The sequence below is a fragment of the Vibrio sp. 1078-1 genome (genome assembly GCF_033340475.1).
In genome coordinates this window covers 57977-74158 of sequence record NZ_JAWOWM010000009.1, presented here as the reverse complement: position 1 = coordinate 74158, position 16182 = coordinate 57977, and the positions used below count along the sequence as shown (strand labels likewise).

12 protein-coding genes are annotated in these 16182 nt (G+C 45.7%); 5 read left to right on the top strand and 7 right to left on the bottom strand.

What is annotated here, in order from left to right; translation table 11 throughout:
• The first annotated feature begins 26 nt into the window (after window positions 1-26).
• From R7190_RS16760 to R7190_RS16750, 3 genes are all read left to right on the top strand, one after another.
• Complete coding sequence (locus R7190_RS16760) at window positions 27-1562, top strand: bifunctional GNAT family N-acetyltransferase/carbon-nitrogen hydrolase family protein (protein ID WP_005381670.1); 1536 nt, start codon at window positions 27-29, stop codon at window positions 1560-1562.
• Window positions 1563-1766: 204 nt separating this feature from the next.
• The gene (locus R7190_RS16755) at window positions 1767-2354 is read left to right on the top strand and encodes a DedA family protein (protein ID WP_005383738.1); all 588 of its coding nucleotides are present in this window, start codon (window positions 1767-1769) and stop codon (window positions 2352-2354) included.
• A gap of 180 nt (window positions 2355-2534) precedes the next feature.
• On the top strand, window positions 2535-3902 hold the full coding sequence (locus R7190_RS16750) for a Na+/H+ antiporter NhaC family protein (protein ID WP_005381672.1): 1368 nt from the start codon (window positions 2535-2537) through the stop codon (window positions 3900-3902).
• A 74-nt stretch (window positions 3903-3976) separates the two neighbouring features.
• Here the strand turns inward: R7190_RS16750 and R7190_RS16745 are convergent, their stop codons facing one another.
• The 4 genes from R7190_RS16745 to R7190_RS16730 all read right to left on the bottom strand — a co-directional run bounded on the left by R7190_RS16745 (window position 3977) and on the right by R7190_RS16730 (window position 8646).
• Entirely contained in the window at window positions 3977-4816 is an 840-nt protein-coding gene (locus R7190_RS16745) for a 3-keto-5-aminohexanoate cleavage protein (protein WP_167415041.1), read from the bottom strand.
• A complete protein-coding gene (locus R7190_RS16740; RefSeq protein ID WP_167415040.1) occupies window positions 4807-6138 on the bottom strand; it encodes an aspartate aminotransferase family protein in 1332 nt (443 codons plus the stop codon). The genes R7190_RS16745 and R7190_RS16740 overlap by 10 nt, the downstream gene beginning before the upstream one ends.
• 208 nt (window positions 6139-6346) lie before the next feature.
• Window positions 6347-7615, bottom strand: a complete 1269-nt coding sequence (locus R7190_RS16735; RefSeq protein WP_167415039.1) for an O-acetylhomoserine aminocarboxypropyltransferase/cysteine synthase family protein — start codon at window positions 7613-7615, stop codon at window positions 6347-6349.
• A 119-nt stretch (window positions 7616-7734) separates the two neighbouring features.
• Entirely contained in the window at window positions 7735-8646 is a 912-nt protein-coding gene (locus R7190_RS16730) for a LysR substrate-binding domain-containing protein (protein WP_167415038.1), read from the bottom strand.
• A gap of 106 nt (window positions 8647-8752) precedes the next feature.
• Here R7190_RS16730 and R7190_RS16725 point away from each other — a divergent pair, with 106 nt between their 5' ends.
• Entirely contained in the window at window positions 8753-10009 is a 1257-nt protein-coding gene (locus R7190_RS16725; RefSeq protein WP_167415037.1) for a D-amino acid dehydrogenase, read from the top strand.
• A gap of 307 nt (window positions 10010-10316) precedes the next feature.
• Entirely contained in the window at window positions 10317-11864 is a 1548-nt protein-coding gene (locus R7190_RS16720) for an alanine/glycine:cation symporter family protein (RefSeq protein WP_005381681.1), read from the top strand.
• Between the two features lie 100 nt (window positions 11865-11964).
• Here the strand turns inward: R7190_RS16720 and R7190_RS16715 are convergent, their stop codons facing one another.
• The 3 genes from R7190_RS16715 to R7190_RS16705 form a co-directional block, all read right to left on the bottom strand.
• On the bottom strand, window positions 11965-12555 hold the full coding sequence (locus R7190_RS16715) for an acetate uptake transporter (protein WP_005381682.1): 591 nt from the start codon (window positions 12553-12555) through the stop codon (window positions 11965-11967).
• Between the two features lie 182 nt (window positions 12556-12737).
• Window positions 12738-14441, bottom strand: coding sequence for a chitinase (locus R7190_RS16710; RefSeq protein WP_151514544.1), 1704 nt, complete (start codon window positions 14439-14441; stop codon window positions 12738-12740).
• 212 nt (window positions 14442-14653) lie between these two features.
• The gene (locus R7190_RS16705) at window positions 14654-16177 is read right to left on the bottom strand and encodes a Na+/H+ antiporter NhaC family protein (protein WP_186584450.1); all 1524 of its coding nucleotides are present in this window, start codon (window positions 16175-16177) and stop codon (window positions 14654-14656) included.
• Window positions 16178-16182: the final 5 nt, after the last annotated feature.

Genomic DNA, 16182 nt, shown 5'->3' with positions numbered 1-16182 from the left:
TAAAAAGGATAAATGGATAGTACGATATGGACAGCAACACGCCAAGACTCTCTTTACGCACCATTGAGCCGACCGATTACCCAGAGCTCGCGGAATTAATGGACCTTGTTTTTCCTGATGTTGGTGGCTCATGGCCACGCCTGACCATCATGGATCTTATTCATCAGTTTCCTGATGGACAAATCTGTATTGAGGATAACGGAAAAATTGTCGGCGCAGCGCTAACAATCAAAGTGGACTACAACCGATTTTCACTTCCTCACCTGTACACCGACATCATCACCGAGAACAACGTCATCCAAAACCAAGTGACCGGTGACGCCATGTATGGTCTCGATGTATTTGTTCACCCGGACTACCGTGGGCTGCGTTTAGGTCGCCGTCTGTATGATGCGCGTAAAGAACTTTGCCGGAGTAAGAATTTCAAAGCAATTTTAGCCGGTGGTCGCATCCCGAATTACCACAAATATGCTGACGAACTGAGCGTGGCTGAATACATCGACAAGATAAAACGCCGTGAGCTTCACGATCCTATTTTGTCTTTTCAGCTTGCAAACGACTTCGATGTCAAACGTATTATGCGTGGTTACTTGCCAGAGGATAGTGCTTCTAAAGGCTACGCAACTCTGCTGGAGTGGGATAACTTCTTCTACGAAGAGGATATTCAATCCGTACATGATGTAGAAAAAACGCTGATTCGTATTGGTGTTGTGCAGTGGCAAATGCGTGCTATGAATGACTTAGAGGACTTGCTCGATCAGGCTGAGTTCTTCATCTCTTCTCTTGCGAACTACAAAGCCGATTTCGCCCTATTCCCTGAATTCTTTAACGCGCCGCTGATGGGATTGCAAAACGACCAAAATTCCGTCGAAGCAATTCGCTTTTTGGCTAGCTTTACAGAAGAGATCAAAAACCGCTTCTCGCAGATGGCAGTCACCTACAACATCAACATTATTGCAGGCAGTATGCCCGTCATCGAGGATGGCAAGTTGTATAATGTGGCCTACTTGCTGCAACGAGATGGTGAAATAAACGCTCAATATAAGATCCACATCACGCCCCATGAGCAAAAAGACTGGGTGATCGACGGTGGTGACAATGTTCAAGTGTTCGAAACCGATGCAGGCAAAGTCGGCATACTGATTTGTTATGACAGCGAGTTCCCAGAGTTGGGAAGAATGCTCGCCGAGCAAGGCGCACAAATTGTGTTCGTTCCTTTCTGGACAGACACAAAAAATGGCTACCAACGAGTACGAATCTGTTCCCAATCACGAGCCATCGAAAACGAATGCTACGTTGCAATTGGGGGCAGTGTCGGCAACTTACCTCGTGTTGATAATGTCGATATCCAGTACGCACAATCTGCCGTATTTTCACCGTCGGATATCTATTTTCCACACGATGCGACCTTGACAGAAGCAAGCGCCAACACCGAAATGATAATCTTCGCTGATGTTGATTTGACTAAGTTGAAACAGCTTAATACCGAAGGCTCTGTCACCAACTTACGTCATCGCCGCCTTGATTTGTATGGTGCATTCACCAAAGCCAAAGAGTCATAAGGATCTCCCTAATTCGCCGCTACCAAAGAGCGTGGCGGCGAATAAAGCCTGCTGCAGGTTGATTCTGCGCAATTATCAGAGGCATGTCAGTTTTTCTCAATGGTGAGAAACAAGAATTGACCCAATAGGACATTCGGAGTATCACTCCAACTTCGTTCCGCTTTTATTAGGGGAAAGCTTTTGGAACATATTAACGAACTTCTCATGTCAATGAAGCCTTTGCTTGAGCAATACGGCTACGTTGCGCTGATTGTCAGTATATTTCTAGAAGGGATAGGTATCCCGATGCCTGGTCAATCACTGATGATCGCGGCATCTTTGCTCTCGTCAGAACAAGTCATGAACCTAAGTATGGTAATGATGGTATCGTGGCTGAGCTGCTTTTTTGGTAATACCTGTGGCTACTTAATCGGTTATTACTTTGAGGGGTGGTTAGATAAAAAAGGCTACATTTCCGGCCCGAAGATGCAAACGCTTCAATTGACTATCCAGAAATACGGCCCTACGTGCTTGGTGGTCAGCCGCTTTATTGAAGGAATGAAGCAATTTATGCCTCTTGCATGCGGTATCGCGAAAATGCCACGTAGAGAGTTTTTGCTCGGTAACGCCCTCGCGGCGACGGTTTGGGTATTGGTATTCAGCTTGTTAACTCACTTTGCATTTGAACATTTAAGCGTGTTGAGCAACCTGTACACCGAATACAAATATCTGGTATGGGCATTTGCTGCTGTCTTATTTACGTGGATGGTTTTAGGTATTGTTAAACGCAAAAAAGCCAAATCAATGCAATAACGACAGTCTCTTCATTAGCGCATAACTAAAGCTCGTGGTATCAGTGAGATACGCAACACGAGCTTTTATCTTTTTCTTTACGTGTAAAATTTAAACAGCCATTTAGACGTCTAGACGTTGACAATGTAGAAATGTGATATTAGTCTGCTCTTCTCTCTTATCATTAACATTGTCGTTTACATGTCCGGTTCCCAACAAACTACTAAAACAGTTGCACCGTCTGCGGTCGCACTGATCCCATTAATTGTATTCCTTGCGCTATTTATTGGCGTAGGCACTTACTTATCTTTGCAAGGCGTGGAATTTGCCTTCTACCAGCTGCCTGCACCCATCGCGGTATTACCAGCCATCATCATTGCGTTTCTTTTAAGTAAAGAGAAACTTAACCGCTCAATCGAACACTTCATGCGTGGTGTTGGCCACCCAGACATCATCGCAATGTGTATGATCTATCTGCTTGCAGGTGCCTTTGCTGCGGTAGCAAAAGCCTCTGGCGGTGTTGATGCAACAGTGAACCTTGGTTTATCCGCTATTCCAACCAGCATGATTTTACCGGGCATTTTTCTGATTTCTGCTTTTATCGCAACAGCAATGGGGACTTCGATGGGTACCATCGCAGCCGTTGCCCCCGTAGCGTTGGGTATTGCTGAATCAGCAGGAATGAGCTTACCGTTAACCGCAGGCGTTGTACTGAGCGGCGCTATGTTTGGTGATAACCTTTCTATCATCTCTGACACCACCATCGCGGCGACACGCTCTCAAGGTTGTGAGATGAAAGACAAGTTTAAAGAGAACATTCGTATTGCTTTACCTGCGGCGTTGATCGCGATTGCAGTGTTCGCTTTCAACAGTACTGCGACTCAAGTGCCTGCAACTGGCGATATTGAGTGGCTAAAAGTCTTGCCGTACATCACTATTTTGATCCTAGCGGTATCTGGTGTGAATGTGTTTGTGGTTCTGTCGATTGGCATTCTTTTGGCTGGCGGCGTGAGCTTGGCATCGATTGACAATTACGGACTAACTAATCTAGCCCAAGACGTATACAAAGGCTTTGGTAACATGCAAGAGATCTTCTTGTTATCCATGCTGATTGGTGGTTTGAGTGAACTGATGCGTCGCCAAGGTGGTCTTGCTTTTCTAACAAATTTCGTTAGTAGCCTTATCCACGCGTTTGGCTCTAGTCACTCTAAGCATGCGAACAGTCGTGCAAGCGAGCTAGGTATTGCAGGTTTGGTATCAATGGTCAATGGCTGTACGGCAAACAACACCGTAGCCATCATTGTATCGGGCAGCGTTGCTCGCCAACTGGCGGAAGAGAATAATGTCTCTCCTCGCCGCTCAGCAAGCTTGTTAGACATTTTCTCATGCGTGGTGCAAGGCGTGTTGCCTTACGGTGCTCAAGTACTGCTGCTAGGTTCCGTATTCAACCTATCGCCACTTGAAGTAGTTGCCAATTCTTACTACTGTTTTGCATTAGCGATAGCGGCTGTTGTCGCGGTGTTTATCAAACATCCCGCTCGTCAACCTGTAGCGCAAACTGAGAACTAACGACAAATACCGAAAAGGCTCCGATGGAGCCTTTTTACTTTCCTTTCTTCTTTTTTTCTTTTCCGCGAGCAGATTTACTTCAAAGCTGAACGCAAACTTTGCGCACTGTGTAAAGGAACCGCAAAGCGATGCGCCACATCGCGTAGAGCTTCCACCTGAGCCGCGTTACTGATTGCTAATTCGCCTGCCACATCGACGTGGTTATTCTCAAACCCAACTCTCACATCGAATCCAAGTAACATCGCACTCGCTAAACAATCTTGCTCTCGCGCGCCAAAGGCACAAATGGCACATCGAATTTCTTCCTCGACAAAACGCGCCAAATTCAAATCTCGTAAATCCCATGGTGAAGACTGCTGAGCTTGGTGATAACGCCCTAACACCACTAATGCATGCTGATGCGTTTTAGGTAACACGCCCGTATCACGCAGTTGGAAATAGCGTTCAATGTCGGTTGCATCGTAGAGAATAATTTGGCTCACGATGTTGTTTTCTGCCACCCAATGGAAAAAGGTATGCCCTTCTTTCTCACTTGCTCGATCAGGGATTAACTCCCTCAATGCGAAAGAAGCCGCTTCTGGTTTCACAGCTTTAACTAACGCCATCTGTTGTGGCGGAGAATACAAGCCCACCGCCTCTGTGGTGAGCTGTACCATCATGTTTTCTCCCACCGCTTCTTTCACGGCATGGTAAATTGCCATGTTGTCGTCGATGTCTAGTGAATGACGTCCGTTAGCGTCCCTAGCATGCAAATGGATCATGGCAGCCCCTGCTGTTTGACAAGCGATAGCCTCTGCAACCAGTTCGTCTGTTGTCATGGGTAAGTTGACGTGATCGTGCTTGGTTTTTCTTGCGCCGTTTGGAGCCACGATAATAGCGATAGGTTCTCGCAAATATTGGTTTGCTACTTCCATGTCTCCGCCACCTCTTTTAACGTCAGTGAGAGTTTACCGACTAGTTCATCAATATGATGAGACTGAATAATGAATGGCGGTGCAAGCAAGATATGGTGCCCATTAACGCCATCAATCGTTCCGCCCATTGGGTAGCACATTAAGCCATTTTCCATTGCTTGCTGTTTGATGCGTTTGTCTGCCAATGTGGTTTTACTCATAGGCGCCTTGCTTTCTTGATCCGCCACCAGCTCAATGCCAAAAAACAAGCCTTTACCACGAATGTCGCCAATATACGGTAAATGGGCCAATGCAGAAGTAAGCTCATTACGCAGCAAAGCACTTTGCCGATTCACCGCCGTTAATAAATCATCTTGGAAGATGGTTTCAATGGTTGCCACGGCGGCAGCGCACGCCACAGGGTGCGCCATAAAAGTATGACCGTGTTGTAAAAAACCGCTTCCATCAGCAATAGCTTGATAGACTCGATCATTCGCAACCACCGCGCCAATAGGTTGATAACCCGCACCAAGCCCTTTAGCCATACAAACCAGATCAGGCTCTGCCTCTTCTTGCTCAAACGCAAAAAAACTGCCACTTCGCCCAACGCCACACATGACTTCATCCAAGATCAATAACACATCGTATTGGTCGCATATTTCGCTAATACGTTTGAAGTAACCTTGAGTCGCAGGCACAGCTCCAGCTGTGGCTCCCACAATAGGCTCGGCGACAAAAGCCATGACATTCTCAGCCCCCAGCTCAAGAATTTTTGCCTCTAGTTCATTCGCCGCTCGTAATGAGTAATCCAATTCCGACTCATGAGTCTGCTGATACCGATAAGCATAGCAAGGGGCAATGTGATGGCTCGGATGCAAGATGGGTTTGAACGGTTCACGTCGCCATTCATTGCCACCGACCGCCAGAGCCCCCAAGGTATTGCCGTGATAACTTTGCTGACGCGCGATGAATTGCTTTTTCTCTGGCTTACCTGATTCCACGAAATACTGCCGCGCCATTTTTAGTGCCGACTCCACCGCTTCTGATCCTCCACTGACTAAATACACATGGTTGAACTGTTCAGGCATGTGCTGACAAATCAATTCTGCTAGGCGCTCACTGTTGTCGCTAGTAAAAAATCCAGTATGAGCAAATGGCACTCGCTCGATCTGTTCCAACATGGCTTTTTTAACGGCGTGATGACTGTGGCCAAGGTTTGATACCGCAGCACCACCACAAGCATCGAGATACTGCTTTCCATGCTTATCGAATAGATAAACACCTTCACCTCTATCGATGATTGGTAGCGTGGCATGGCAATGACGGTGAAATACGTAAGACATTTGAGTCCCTTCCAATGTGTAATACTTGCACACATCATCAGGAACAAACCCAAACGTGACAAGAGAATAAATCTCACCCTCTATGAGCTTTTGGAATACCACAAACCAAAAACACCAAAACCCTTGATATTTAAACAATAAAATAAAAATAGGCCAGCTTTTTTAAAGGCTGGCCTATGGGTAACCCAAAGCTAAAAACAGAATCGTTTTACGCGTTTAGTGCCTGTTCTAAATCGGCTAGAATATCGTCAATATGTTCAATACCCACCGATAAACGAATCATCTCTGGAGACACACCAGCTTGTTTTTGTTCTGCTTCGCTCAATTGACGATGAGTCGTCGATGCAGGATGGCAAGCCAATGATTTTGCATCGCCAATGTTCACCAAACGCTTAAAGATTTTCAAAGCATCATAAAAACGCACACCAGAGTCATAACCATCTTTTAAACCAAACGACAAAATCGCAGAAGGCTTACCTTTCATGTATTTTTCGGCGAGATGGAAGTGTTCAGAACTTGGCAATCCGGCATAACTTACCCAACTGACTTTGTCATTCTGTTCCAAGAATTCAGCCACTTTGAGTGTGTTCTCGGTATGGCGCTCCATACGCAGCGGTAACGTTTCTAACCCTTGCATAAGCATAAATGCATTCATCGGTGATAATGCTGCTCCGGTATTACGCAGTGGTACGGTACGCGCACGCCCGATAAATGCCGCCTCACCAAACGCTTCGGTATACACCACGCCGTGGTAAGAAGGCTCTGGTTGGTTGAAAACAGGAAAGCGGTCTTTGTGCTGTGCCCAAGGGAATTTACCGGAATCCACAATCACGCCACCTAATGTGGTGCCATGTCCACCAACGTATTTAGTGAGAGAGTGAACTACGATATCCGCACCAAATTCGATGGGTTTGCAAAGCACTGGCGTCGCAACGGTGTTATCCACAATCACAGGTACGCCTTGTGCATGAGCAAGCTCCGCCACACGTTCTAAATCGATGATATTACCCGCAGGGTTCCCAATGCTCTCGCAGTAAACCGCTTTGGTATTTTCATCAATTAACTCGGCCAAACTTTCTGGCTTGTCATCTTTGGCAAACTTCACTTGAATACCTTGATTTGGCAGCATGTGCGCAAACAAGGTGTAAGTACCGCCATAAAGTTGCGGCGTAGAAACGATGTTATCGCCCGCTTGCGCTAACGTCAGAATCGCATAGTTAATCGCTGCACTCCCCGCACTCACGACCAACCCGGCAATGCCGCCTTCTAACGCCGCCATGCGTTTTTCCAGAACATCGTTAGTCGGATTCATGATGCGAGTGTAGATATTACCCGGCACTTCCAAGTTAAACAGATCAGCGCCGTGCTGCGCGTTATCAAACTCGTACGCGACTGTTTGATAAATCGGCGTCGCGACAGATTTAGTGGTAGGGTCAGTTTCGTAACCAAAATGGATGGATAGCGTTTCGTCTTTCATGTTCTTCCCTGTCTTTCATCACTCAAATAGCGGCAAGCAAAGCACTTACCTTGCTTATAAAACTTATATTGCCCAACTTTTCAACAAATAACGTAGGGATGAATCACAGAGATAAAACGCTAATTCAACTGTCCAAGTAACCAGTGACGAAACGTTTCTGTCGCATTCGTACGTGTGTTCATGATCAAGTAATACCCTGCATTGGCAGAAATCGGTTTGAATGGAGAAACCAAACGCTCTGTCGTCAATTCATCCTCAATCAGTGCCATTCGTGCCATCGCAATCCCAACGCCAGCTTCGGCTGCAGACATTGCCATATCCGTTCGATTAAAAAAGTGTCCGATATCGGTTTTAAAATCCAACCCCATCGCTGACGCCCAATATAGCCACTCATAGTCACGCGTCGCTTTTTCCCATGGCATCGCATCGTGTAGTAGCGTCGCCTCTTGCCATTGCTTCACTGGCATTGAGTTTTTTTGCTCACCAAACAACGTTTTTAGCCAGCCATGATCCTCAAGGTATTTTGGACTCATCACCGGTAGCAGATGCTCATCCAAAATCAGCTCCGCGTTAGCATTTCTATAAGGATGAAGACCATAGTCAATTGCGACGTCATAGTCTTTTATCTCACTATTTACCAGCGCACCTTCCGCAAAGATTTGTACTTGGATATCCGGATTATCATGATGGAAGCTTTCGAGCTTTGGGACTAACCATTTGAAAGCAAAAGAAGGCGTCAACTTCAAACGAATTTCATTGGTTTGCTTTTCTACTTTGAGCTCATCAAGCAATTTGCTCAGTTCCGAAAAGTGAAACTGCGTCGCTTGGTGTAACTGAGTGCCTTTTACGGTTAAACGAATACCGCGAGAGTGGCGTTCAAATAAAGTAAAACCTAATAACGCTTCCAAATGAATAATTTGTTGGCTTATGGCACCAGTGGTGAGGTGTAAATGTCTTGCAGCACCAGTAAAGCTGCTGTACTCCGCGACTTGGCTAAATAGGCACAAACCACTTATCAGATTACTTTTCATCCTTGAGCCTATAGTTTTTCTAAACGCAGTGTGTAATTTATATCGATTGTTAACAAAAGGTAAAGAAAAGAAACTGAGCACTCTGATAAATGTGTGGAGTGCATCAATGGAAGTCATCGTATTAGGCAGCGGCGTTATCGGCTTAACCTCTGCTTGGTATTTATCTCAAGCAGGCTATCAAGTTACCGTCATTGACCGCCAACCAAGCAGTGCCATGGAAACGAGCTTCGCCAATGCCGGGCAGATTTCATATGGCTATTCTTCGCCTTGGGCTGCGCCTGGTGTTCCTGTTAAAGCCATTAAGTGGTTAATGGAGGAGCATGCTCCACTTAAAATCAAACCCACTCTGAATGCCGACATGATCCGCTGGGCGAGTAAAATGGTCGCGAACTGCACCCTACCTCGCTATCAAGTTAACAAGGCTCGCATGCTTTCGATCGCTAACCACAGCCGTGTTTGCTTAGAACAGTTACGCCAAGAACACGCCATTGAGTATCAAGGACGTCAGTTTGGGACCTTGCAAGTATTCCGAACACATCAACAGCTGCAAGCCATTGAAAAGGACATGCAGCTCCTTGAACAAAGCGGAACCCGATTTAAGCTAATGGACGTCGAACAATGTATTGAACAAGAGCCAGGGCTTGCACTTGTGAAAGACAAACTGGTTGGTGGCTTGCATCTACCTGATGACGAAACGGGCGATTGCCATCAATTTTGCCAACAACTAACGGAGCTTGCTAAGGCACACGGTGTCCGATTTGAATTCGATACTGAAGTAAGCAATTGGGTTACAGTAGGCAAAAAGATCATAGGTGTCCAAACGAACCGAGGACAATTTAAAGCAGACCAATATGTGGTGGCCTCTGGAAGCTACTCTACAGCGCTACTCAAGCAACTCGATATTGATATTCCGGTCTACCCTGTCAAAGGCTATTCACTCACCATCCCGATGGAAGATGAACACTTCTCTCCTCGATCTACTGTGATGGATGAAACCTATAAAGTCGCTATGACTCGATTTGATGACAGAATTCGCGTAGCTGGCACCGCAGAATTAGCAGGGTTTGATGCTTCCCTTCCACAAAAGCGCAAAAACACTATCGAAATGGTCATCCGTGATCTTTTTCCTCGTTGTGGTGACTTCAGCCAAGCTGAGTTTTGGAGCGGCTTTAGGCCAATGACGCCTGATGGCACACCAATTATCGGCGCGACTAAATACGATAACCTTTTTACTAACACCGGACACGGAACTCTGGGCTGGACGATGGCTTGTGGTTCAGGTCAATTGCTAGCAAGCGTAATGAAAGGTGAAAAAGCAAAAGTGATGGATAATGCGGAACTTAACCTTTGTCGTTACGCCTGAGCACATGACTGAACAAAAAACAGACAGACACTTACTCCACAAAATGCATAACCATTGGCATTTTTAACTCATCAAAATCGCAGTACATTTAAATGACAATGTGCTGCATAATTAATCATCAGGCAAATCTTCTACCTAAAAGGAGCAAATAAGCAACAAGAACCAAATTTTAACAACTACTCTCCATTCTGTGTTCATCATCACGCTACAAAGGATTTGTAGCTAAAAAAGTTAACAATTGCATTACATAAAGGGTAATGTATTGTGTGAAAAACAACCACAAACACAACTAACAGGGAAAATACTCATGCAGTCATTAGTTGATTTTCTGAATGGAATTATTTGGAGCCCGGTACTGATCTATTTGTGCCTTGGCGCAGGTTTGTTCTATTCAATCATGACGCGTTTTGTACAAATTCGTCACTTCTTTGAGATGTGGCGCTTATTACTTTCAGGGAAGAGTTCAACAAAAGGGATATCATCATTTCAGGCACTTGCCGTTTCACTATCTGGCCGTGTAGGTACAGGTAACATTGCTGGTGTTGCTGCTGCTATCGGTTTCGGTGGCCCAGGTGCCGTATTCTGGATGTGGGTCGTTGCCTTCTTTGGCGCTGCAACCGCATACGCAGAATCAACACTTGCACAAATTTATAAAGAAGAAGACGAAGGCGAGTTCCGTGGTGGCCCTGCTTACTATATTGAGAAAGCAATGGGACAAAAATGGTACGCTTGGATCTTTGCTATCGCGACCATCTTTGCTTGTGGTGTTCTACTTCCTGGCGTTCAATCGAACAGTATCGGTAACGCAGTAGAAGCCGCATTTGGCTCAGGTGACATGATTGAAACCGCTATTGGTACCTTCAGTTTTGCTAAAATTTTCACTGGTACGGTTGTTTGTGTCATTTTGGCTTTCATCATTTTTGGTGGCGTAAAGCGTATCGCGAACTTTACCCAAGTCGTTGTGCCATTTATGGCGTTAGCTTACATCATTACTGCGTTTGTCATCATCCTTCTAAACATTGGTGAGGTTCCACGCATTTTCGGCATGATCATTGGTGACGCGTTCACACCAATGGCAGGCGTTGGTGCAGCAATCGGCTGGGGTGTAAAACGTGGTGTCTACTCCAACGAAGCAGGTCAAGGTACTGGTCCTCACGCAGCAGCAGCAGCGAGTGTTGATCACCCTGCTCAGCAAGGTCTTGTTCAATCTTTCTCTATTTACATCGATACACTACTTGTGTGTTCAGCAACCGCGTTCATGATTCTTATCACTGGCGCGTACAACGTAAATGGTGCGATTGAAGGTACATTCCTGGTTCAAAACCTACCAGCGGATATTGGTGCAAATGGTCCAGTGTTTACACAGATGGCGATCGAAAGCGCACTACCTGGCGTGGGTAAACCATTCATCGCAATCGCTCTATTCTTCTTCGCGTTTACGACCATTCTGGCTTACTACTACATTGCAGAAACGAACATTGCTTACATTCGTCGTACGTTCAAAGTAAATGGACTGATGTTTATTCTGAAAGTCATCATTATTTCATCCGTGTTCTACGGAACCGTGAAAACCGCCAACTTAGCATGGGCGATGGGTGATGTAGGCGTAGGACTGATGGCGTGGCTAAACATCATCGGTATTTTGATCATCTTCTTTATGTCGAAGCCTGCACTCAAAGCACTGAACGACTACGAAGAGCAACAAAAACGTGGTGTGACCGATTTTACATTTAACCCTGTTGCACTGGGCATTAAAGGCGCAGATTACTGGGAAGATAAGTACCGACGTAAAACGGGTAAAGCACCAACGGCAGACAGCAATAGCGCAGAAACTGTTGAGCAACCATCAACATAGCGTTATCACATAAATAAGAAAAAGCAGTGGTCCGATTGAGGACATAAAAAAGGGGGATTAACCAATGGTTAATCCCCCTTTCTTCATTATGAGTAGCAGCTTAGGCGATAACCGCTTCAACTTTACGAGCGATTTTTGCTTTACCTACAGGTAACACTTCACGACCAAATTCGTTGTTCAGTACTTGTGCCATTGCGAAGTAAATTGCACTTGCGCCACAGAAGATACCCTCGAAACCAGCGATAGCACCGATCACTTCGCTACCAGTGAAATCACGAGCAGCAAGCAAGAAGAACAGGATAGTTAGAGAACCAAATACCACTTGCTTCGCTGTTGGGTAACATAGAGAACCAATGAACATGAAACCAGTGAAGATGCCCCAAAGCGCTAGGTACCAACCCATAAAGCTTGCAGGGCTTGCAGGAAGACCCATGTGAGGCATTACGATTAGACCAACCAATGTTAGCCAAAATAGACCGTAAGAAGTAAACGCAGTTGTGCCGAATGTATCACCGCGTTTAAAGCACATGATGCCAACGATTACTTGGCTAAGGCCACCGTAAAAGATGCCCATCGCTAGAATCATAGAGTCAATTGGGAAAAATCCTGCATTATGAATATTGAGCAGAATAGTGGTCATACCGAAACCCATTAGACCTAGCGGTGCTGGGTTAGCCAGTTTTGTCGACATGTACAAATACCTTTTTTCAAAAATGTTGATAAAAAATGCGCGCGAATTTTAATGGGCTGCAGAACAAAAGAGAAAAGCTGTTATTGAAAACTTAGATTCCATAAATAAACCACTACATATATAAAAAAAGACCCTGCAAAAAAGCAGAGTCTTTATAGATGGTTAGGTTGTTTTTTACTCGATCACTGACAAGAAATCTCGTCCCAGAACCAGTTGCTTTGCGTTGGGCTTTCCCACACTCCTGGGCCATTTTTCGCAACAAAACATTTGTTTTGGTACGTCACTTTATCGCCGTTAGCGACTTGCGTTACACCCGGCTCCCACTGAATAAAATTGCCTGTCACTGGTGGTTCTGGCTCGGTTACTGGCGGCTCAGGTTCTGTGACGGGCGGCTCTGGCTCAGTCACCGGTGGTTCAGGTTCCGTTGTAGGCGGCTCCGTAGGAGTGCCTGAAACCAGCTTCCACGGGTCTCCTTTCGTTGGCTCATTACCTTGTGACCACCATTTCGCTTCGTAAACAGCACCTTGGTAAGAAACTTGATCACCCGTGTTATATACTTTGCCAGAATCCCAAGCTGCCACACCACCTACAGGCGGCTCAACCGGATCCACTGGGTCTAACTTGTCAACTACACGAACTTCTGGCCAACCCGCATGAGATTGGTAGAAGTTAGTTACACATTTCTCATAATCACCCGCAACTAGCGCAGAGTAAGCCGTTTGGAAACCAACAAGCTCACATTCAAATGAGTGACCTCCAGGACGATCTGAGTAGTATTTCCAGTTACCATCCCAGTTGGTGTAAAGCACGTCTGTCGCACCATTTAGATTTAAGCTGCCGTAAGGCGTCTGCTGCCAACAGGTATTGGTCTCATCGGCTTCAATTGGAATTTGATAATGAGCGGCAAGTCCTTCCCAATAGCGAATACGGTTAACAGGTTGACCTTTATCCTTGTTTTGCTCACCACACTCAATACCACCATTGATCACGTTGATGGTGGTACCAAAGCCGTAACCAATGCCAGCATCAAGCTCACGCTGTGAAGGCACCCAAGTACGGTCAATCACATGTAGCATTGCAGGTTTCGGTGCTTGTGGGGTTAGGAAGAACCAGATAGCCGATGCTAAGTTCAGCCACGAATCCGCAACCAAGCCTGGATTTTTTAGCAATACAGATGCATCACCATCAAACATCACTTCAGAGAACGCGCCATAGTTAAAATGGTAAGAAAGCTGTTTTGCACCACGTCCAAAGTAACCTTGTCCAGGTTCACATGGCCAGCGTTTGTTTTGCCAGTCATTTTGACCACAACCTGTTGTGTAACCTTCTTGCCCTTCAGACCATCCCATTTCTCGCACATGAACCAAAGCTTGCTGCCACTCTTCCAACCCTAGCGGATTATCCGATACGTTATCGATCGAAATATGGCCACCGGTTTCTTGTGCAAAGTGAGCAAACGCTGTCACGATCGATTTTTTACAAATTGCATCCGAATCACGACCGTCTGTGTACTCACCACAGAATGCAGGGAACTTACCAATTGCACGTAGGAAACGCGTGTAAGTGTATTCAGGTGCCGCCATTTGAGTCAGGAAGTCCCACTCACTTTCGGGGAATACACGCTCTACACGCTTCACGTTTTCTGGGTTGGTTGTCGCCCCTGGAACAATCGCTTCAACTACTGAGTTCGGGCGTGTCTCTAATGCTTGTGACCAAATGGCATACATAGGATCAGAAGTTTTGCTTTGCTCTACGGCTTGAACGTCACCACGAGCAATAACATAACCATTCGGATTTTGCGGATCGGGCTGAATATTCATACTCGCATTCACTTGTGCTGCTAAGACACAACTCAATGCAAGAGGAAGATGTTTGAGTGCAAACATGTCTAGTCTCCGGATTTCAACAATACAATATACGAGGAATAACTAGACACATAGTGGATCATATATACGAAACACCGAGCCAAGTACGTTGATTCTGCGAGACAAAATGAATAAATAGGTCCTCACACACATTTTGTCACAAGAAAAATGTTACCTTGACTCAAAAGAAAAGCGGAGACCCTGTGAGCCTCCGCTTTGTGATGTTTCTCTCTTTATTGTTCTGCCGAAACCACCTCTAGCTTCGCGGTTGACTTTTGTTTAGACAGCACAAAATAAACCACACACTGAGAAATAATTGCGGCAAGCACAATCACTGGTGAGGCGTTGATTCCAGCTAAAAGAAAACACCCCAATGCGATCATTCCATTGAGTAATGCGTAAGGTAATTGTGTACGGAAGTGCTCATACTGTTCACACCCCGCTCCTGTCGACGACAAAATCGTAGTTTCAGAGATGGGAGAACAGTGATCGCCAAACAAGCCACCAGATAATACCGCACCAATACAAACCAACAGTGGTGCATCAATCGCGACGGCAGTTGGGATCACTAATGGCATCATGATGGCAAACGTCCCCCAAGATGATCCCGTAGCGAACGAGATAATACCGGCCAGTAAAAACGCAACCGCTGGCAATAACCAGTAAGGGAAACCGGCTTGAGCTTGTTCAGCAATGTATGCAGCTGCACCTAATTCTTTCCCAACCGAGCTAAGCGCCCAAGCCAATACCAGAATCACCGCCACTGACATCATGTTTGACATCCCTTTCAGATAAACCTGAATACCATCCGAAAGCTTTCTTACGCCATAAAACGCCATCAGCGCAATTAAAGTGAAGGCCGCGAAGAAATATGCAGAAGAAAGTGCAGCCCTAAACGTTGATCCTGCCACTTTTTGAAATGGAAAACCGTGTGGCACGAGGATGGTACATAGAACCACCAGCATAACGAGCAAAGGTGCCCATACAAAACTAGATTTTGCATTTTTATGCGTAAACACATTCATAGACTCCTGCACTTTCCCAAAGTCGGAGCCCTGCTCTGCTAGTTGTTCAGCCTTCGCCATCGGTCCGAAATCTAATTTGAAGAAAGAGACAATCGGCACAATCGCGATCGCAAGAAAGGCGTAAAACTGATACGGGATCGCACCAATGAAAGCATCCCAATCACTCATACTGACATTCAGGGCAGTAAACTCTTTTTGAATCAATCCCATGATGTAAACGCCCCATCCGATAAAAGGGAGCAAGATTGCGACGGGAGAGGAAGTCGAATCGATAATAAAAGCTAATTTTTGGCGTGATACTTTTAACTTATCAAATAAAGGGCGAAAAACAGGGCCAACAATCAGTGGTGTACCAAGGTCTGAGAAGAAAATAACCACACCACCGAACCATGCGGACAGTTGAGCTTGGCATTTACTCGCAACCCATTGAGTAACCTTTTTAGCAAACGCCACACCACCGCCAGATTTCTCCATCAAGGCAACAAAGCCACCAATAAAGACCAAGAGCAAAATGACGCCCGCATTGTAGCTGTCAGTTAATTGCGGCAGTAGATAGCTTTTCATCAATGCACTAAACGAGTCTAGTGGCCCTTTTTCGACAAATGTCCCTTCGAGCATAGCGACACCACTCACCACACCCGCGAATAAACCAACAACGACATTTCTTGTGGTCAGCGCGAGGAAAAGAGTAATAAGGATGGGAATGAGAGAGGTAACGTCAGCCTGTTCCATAGCAA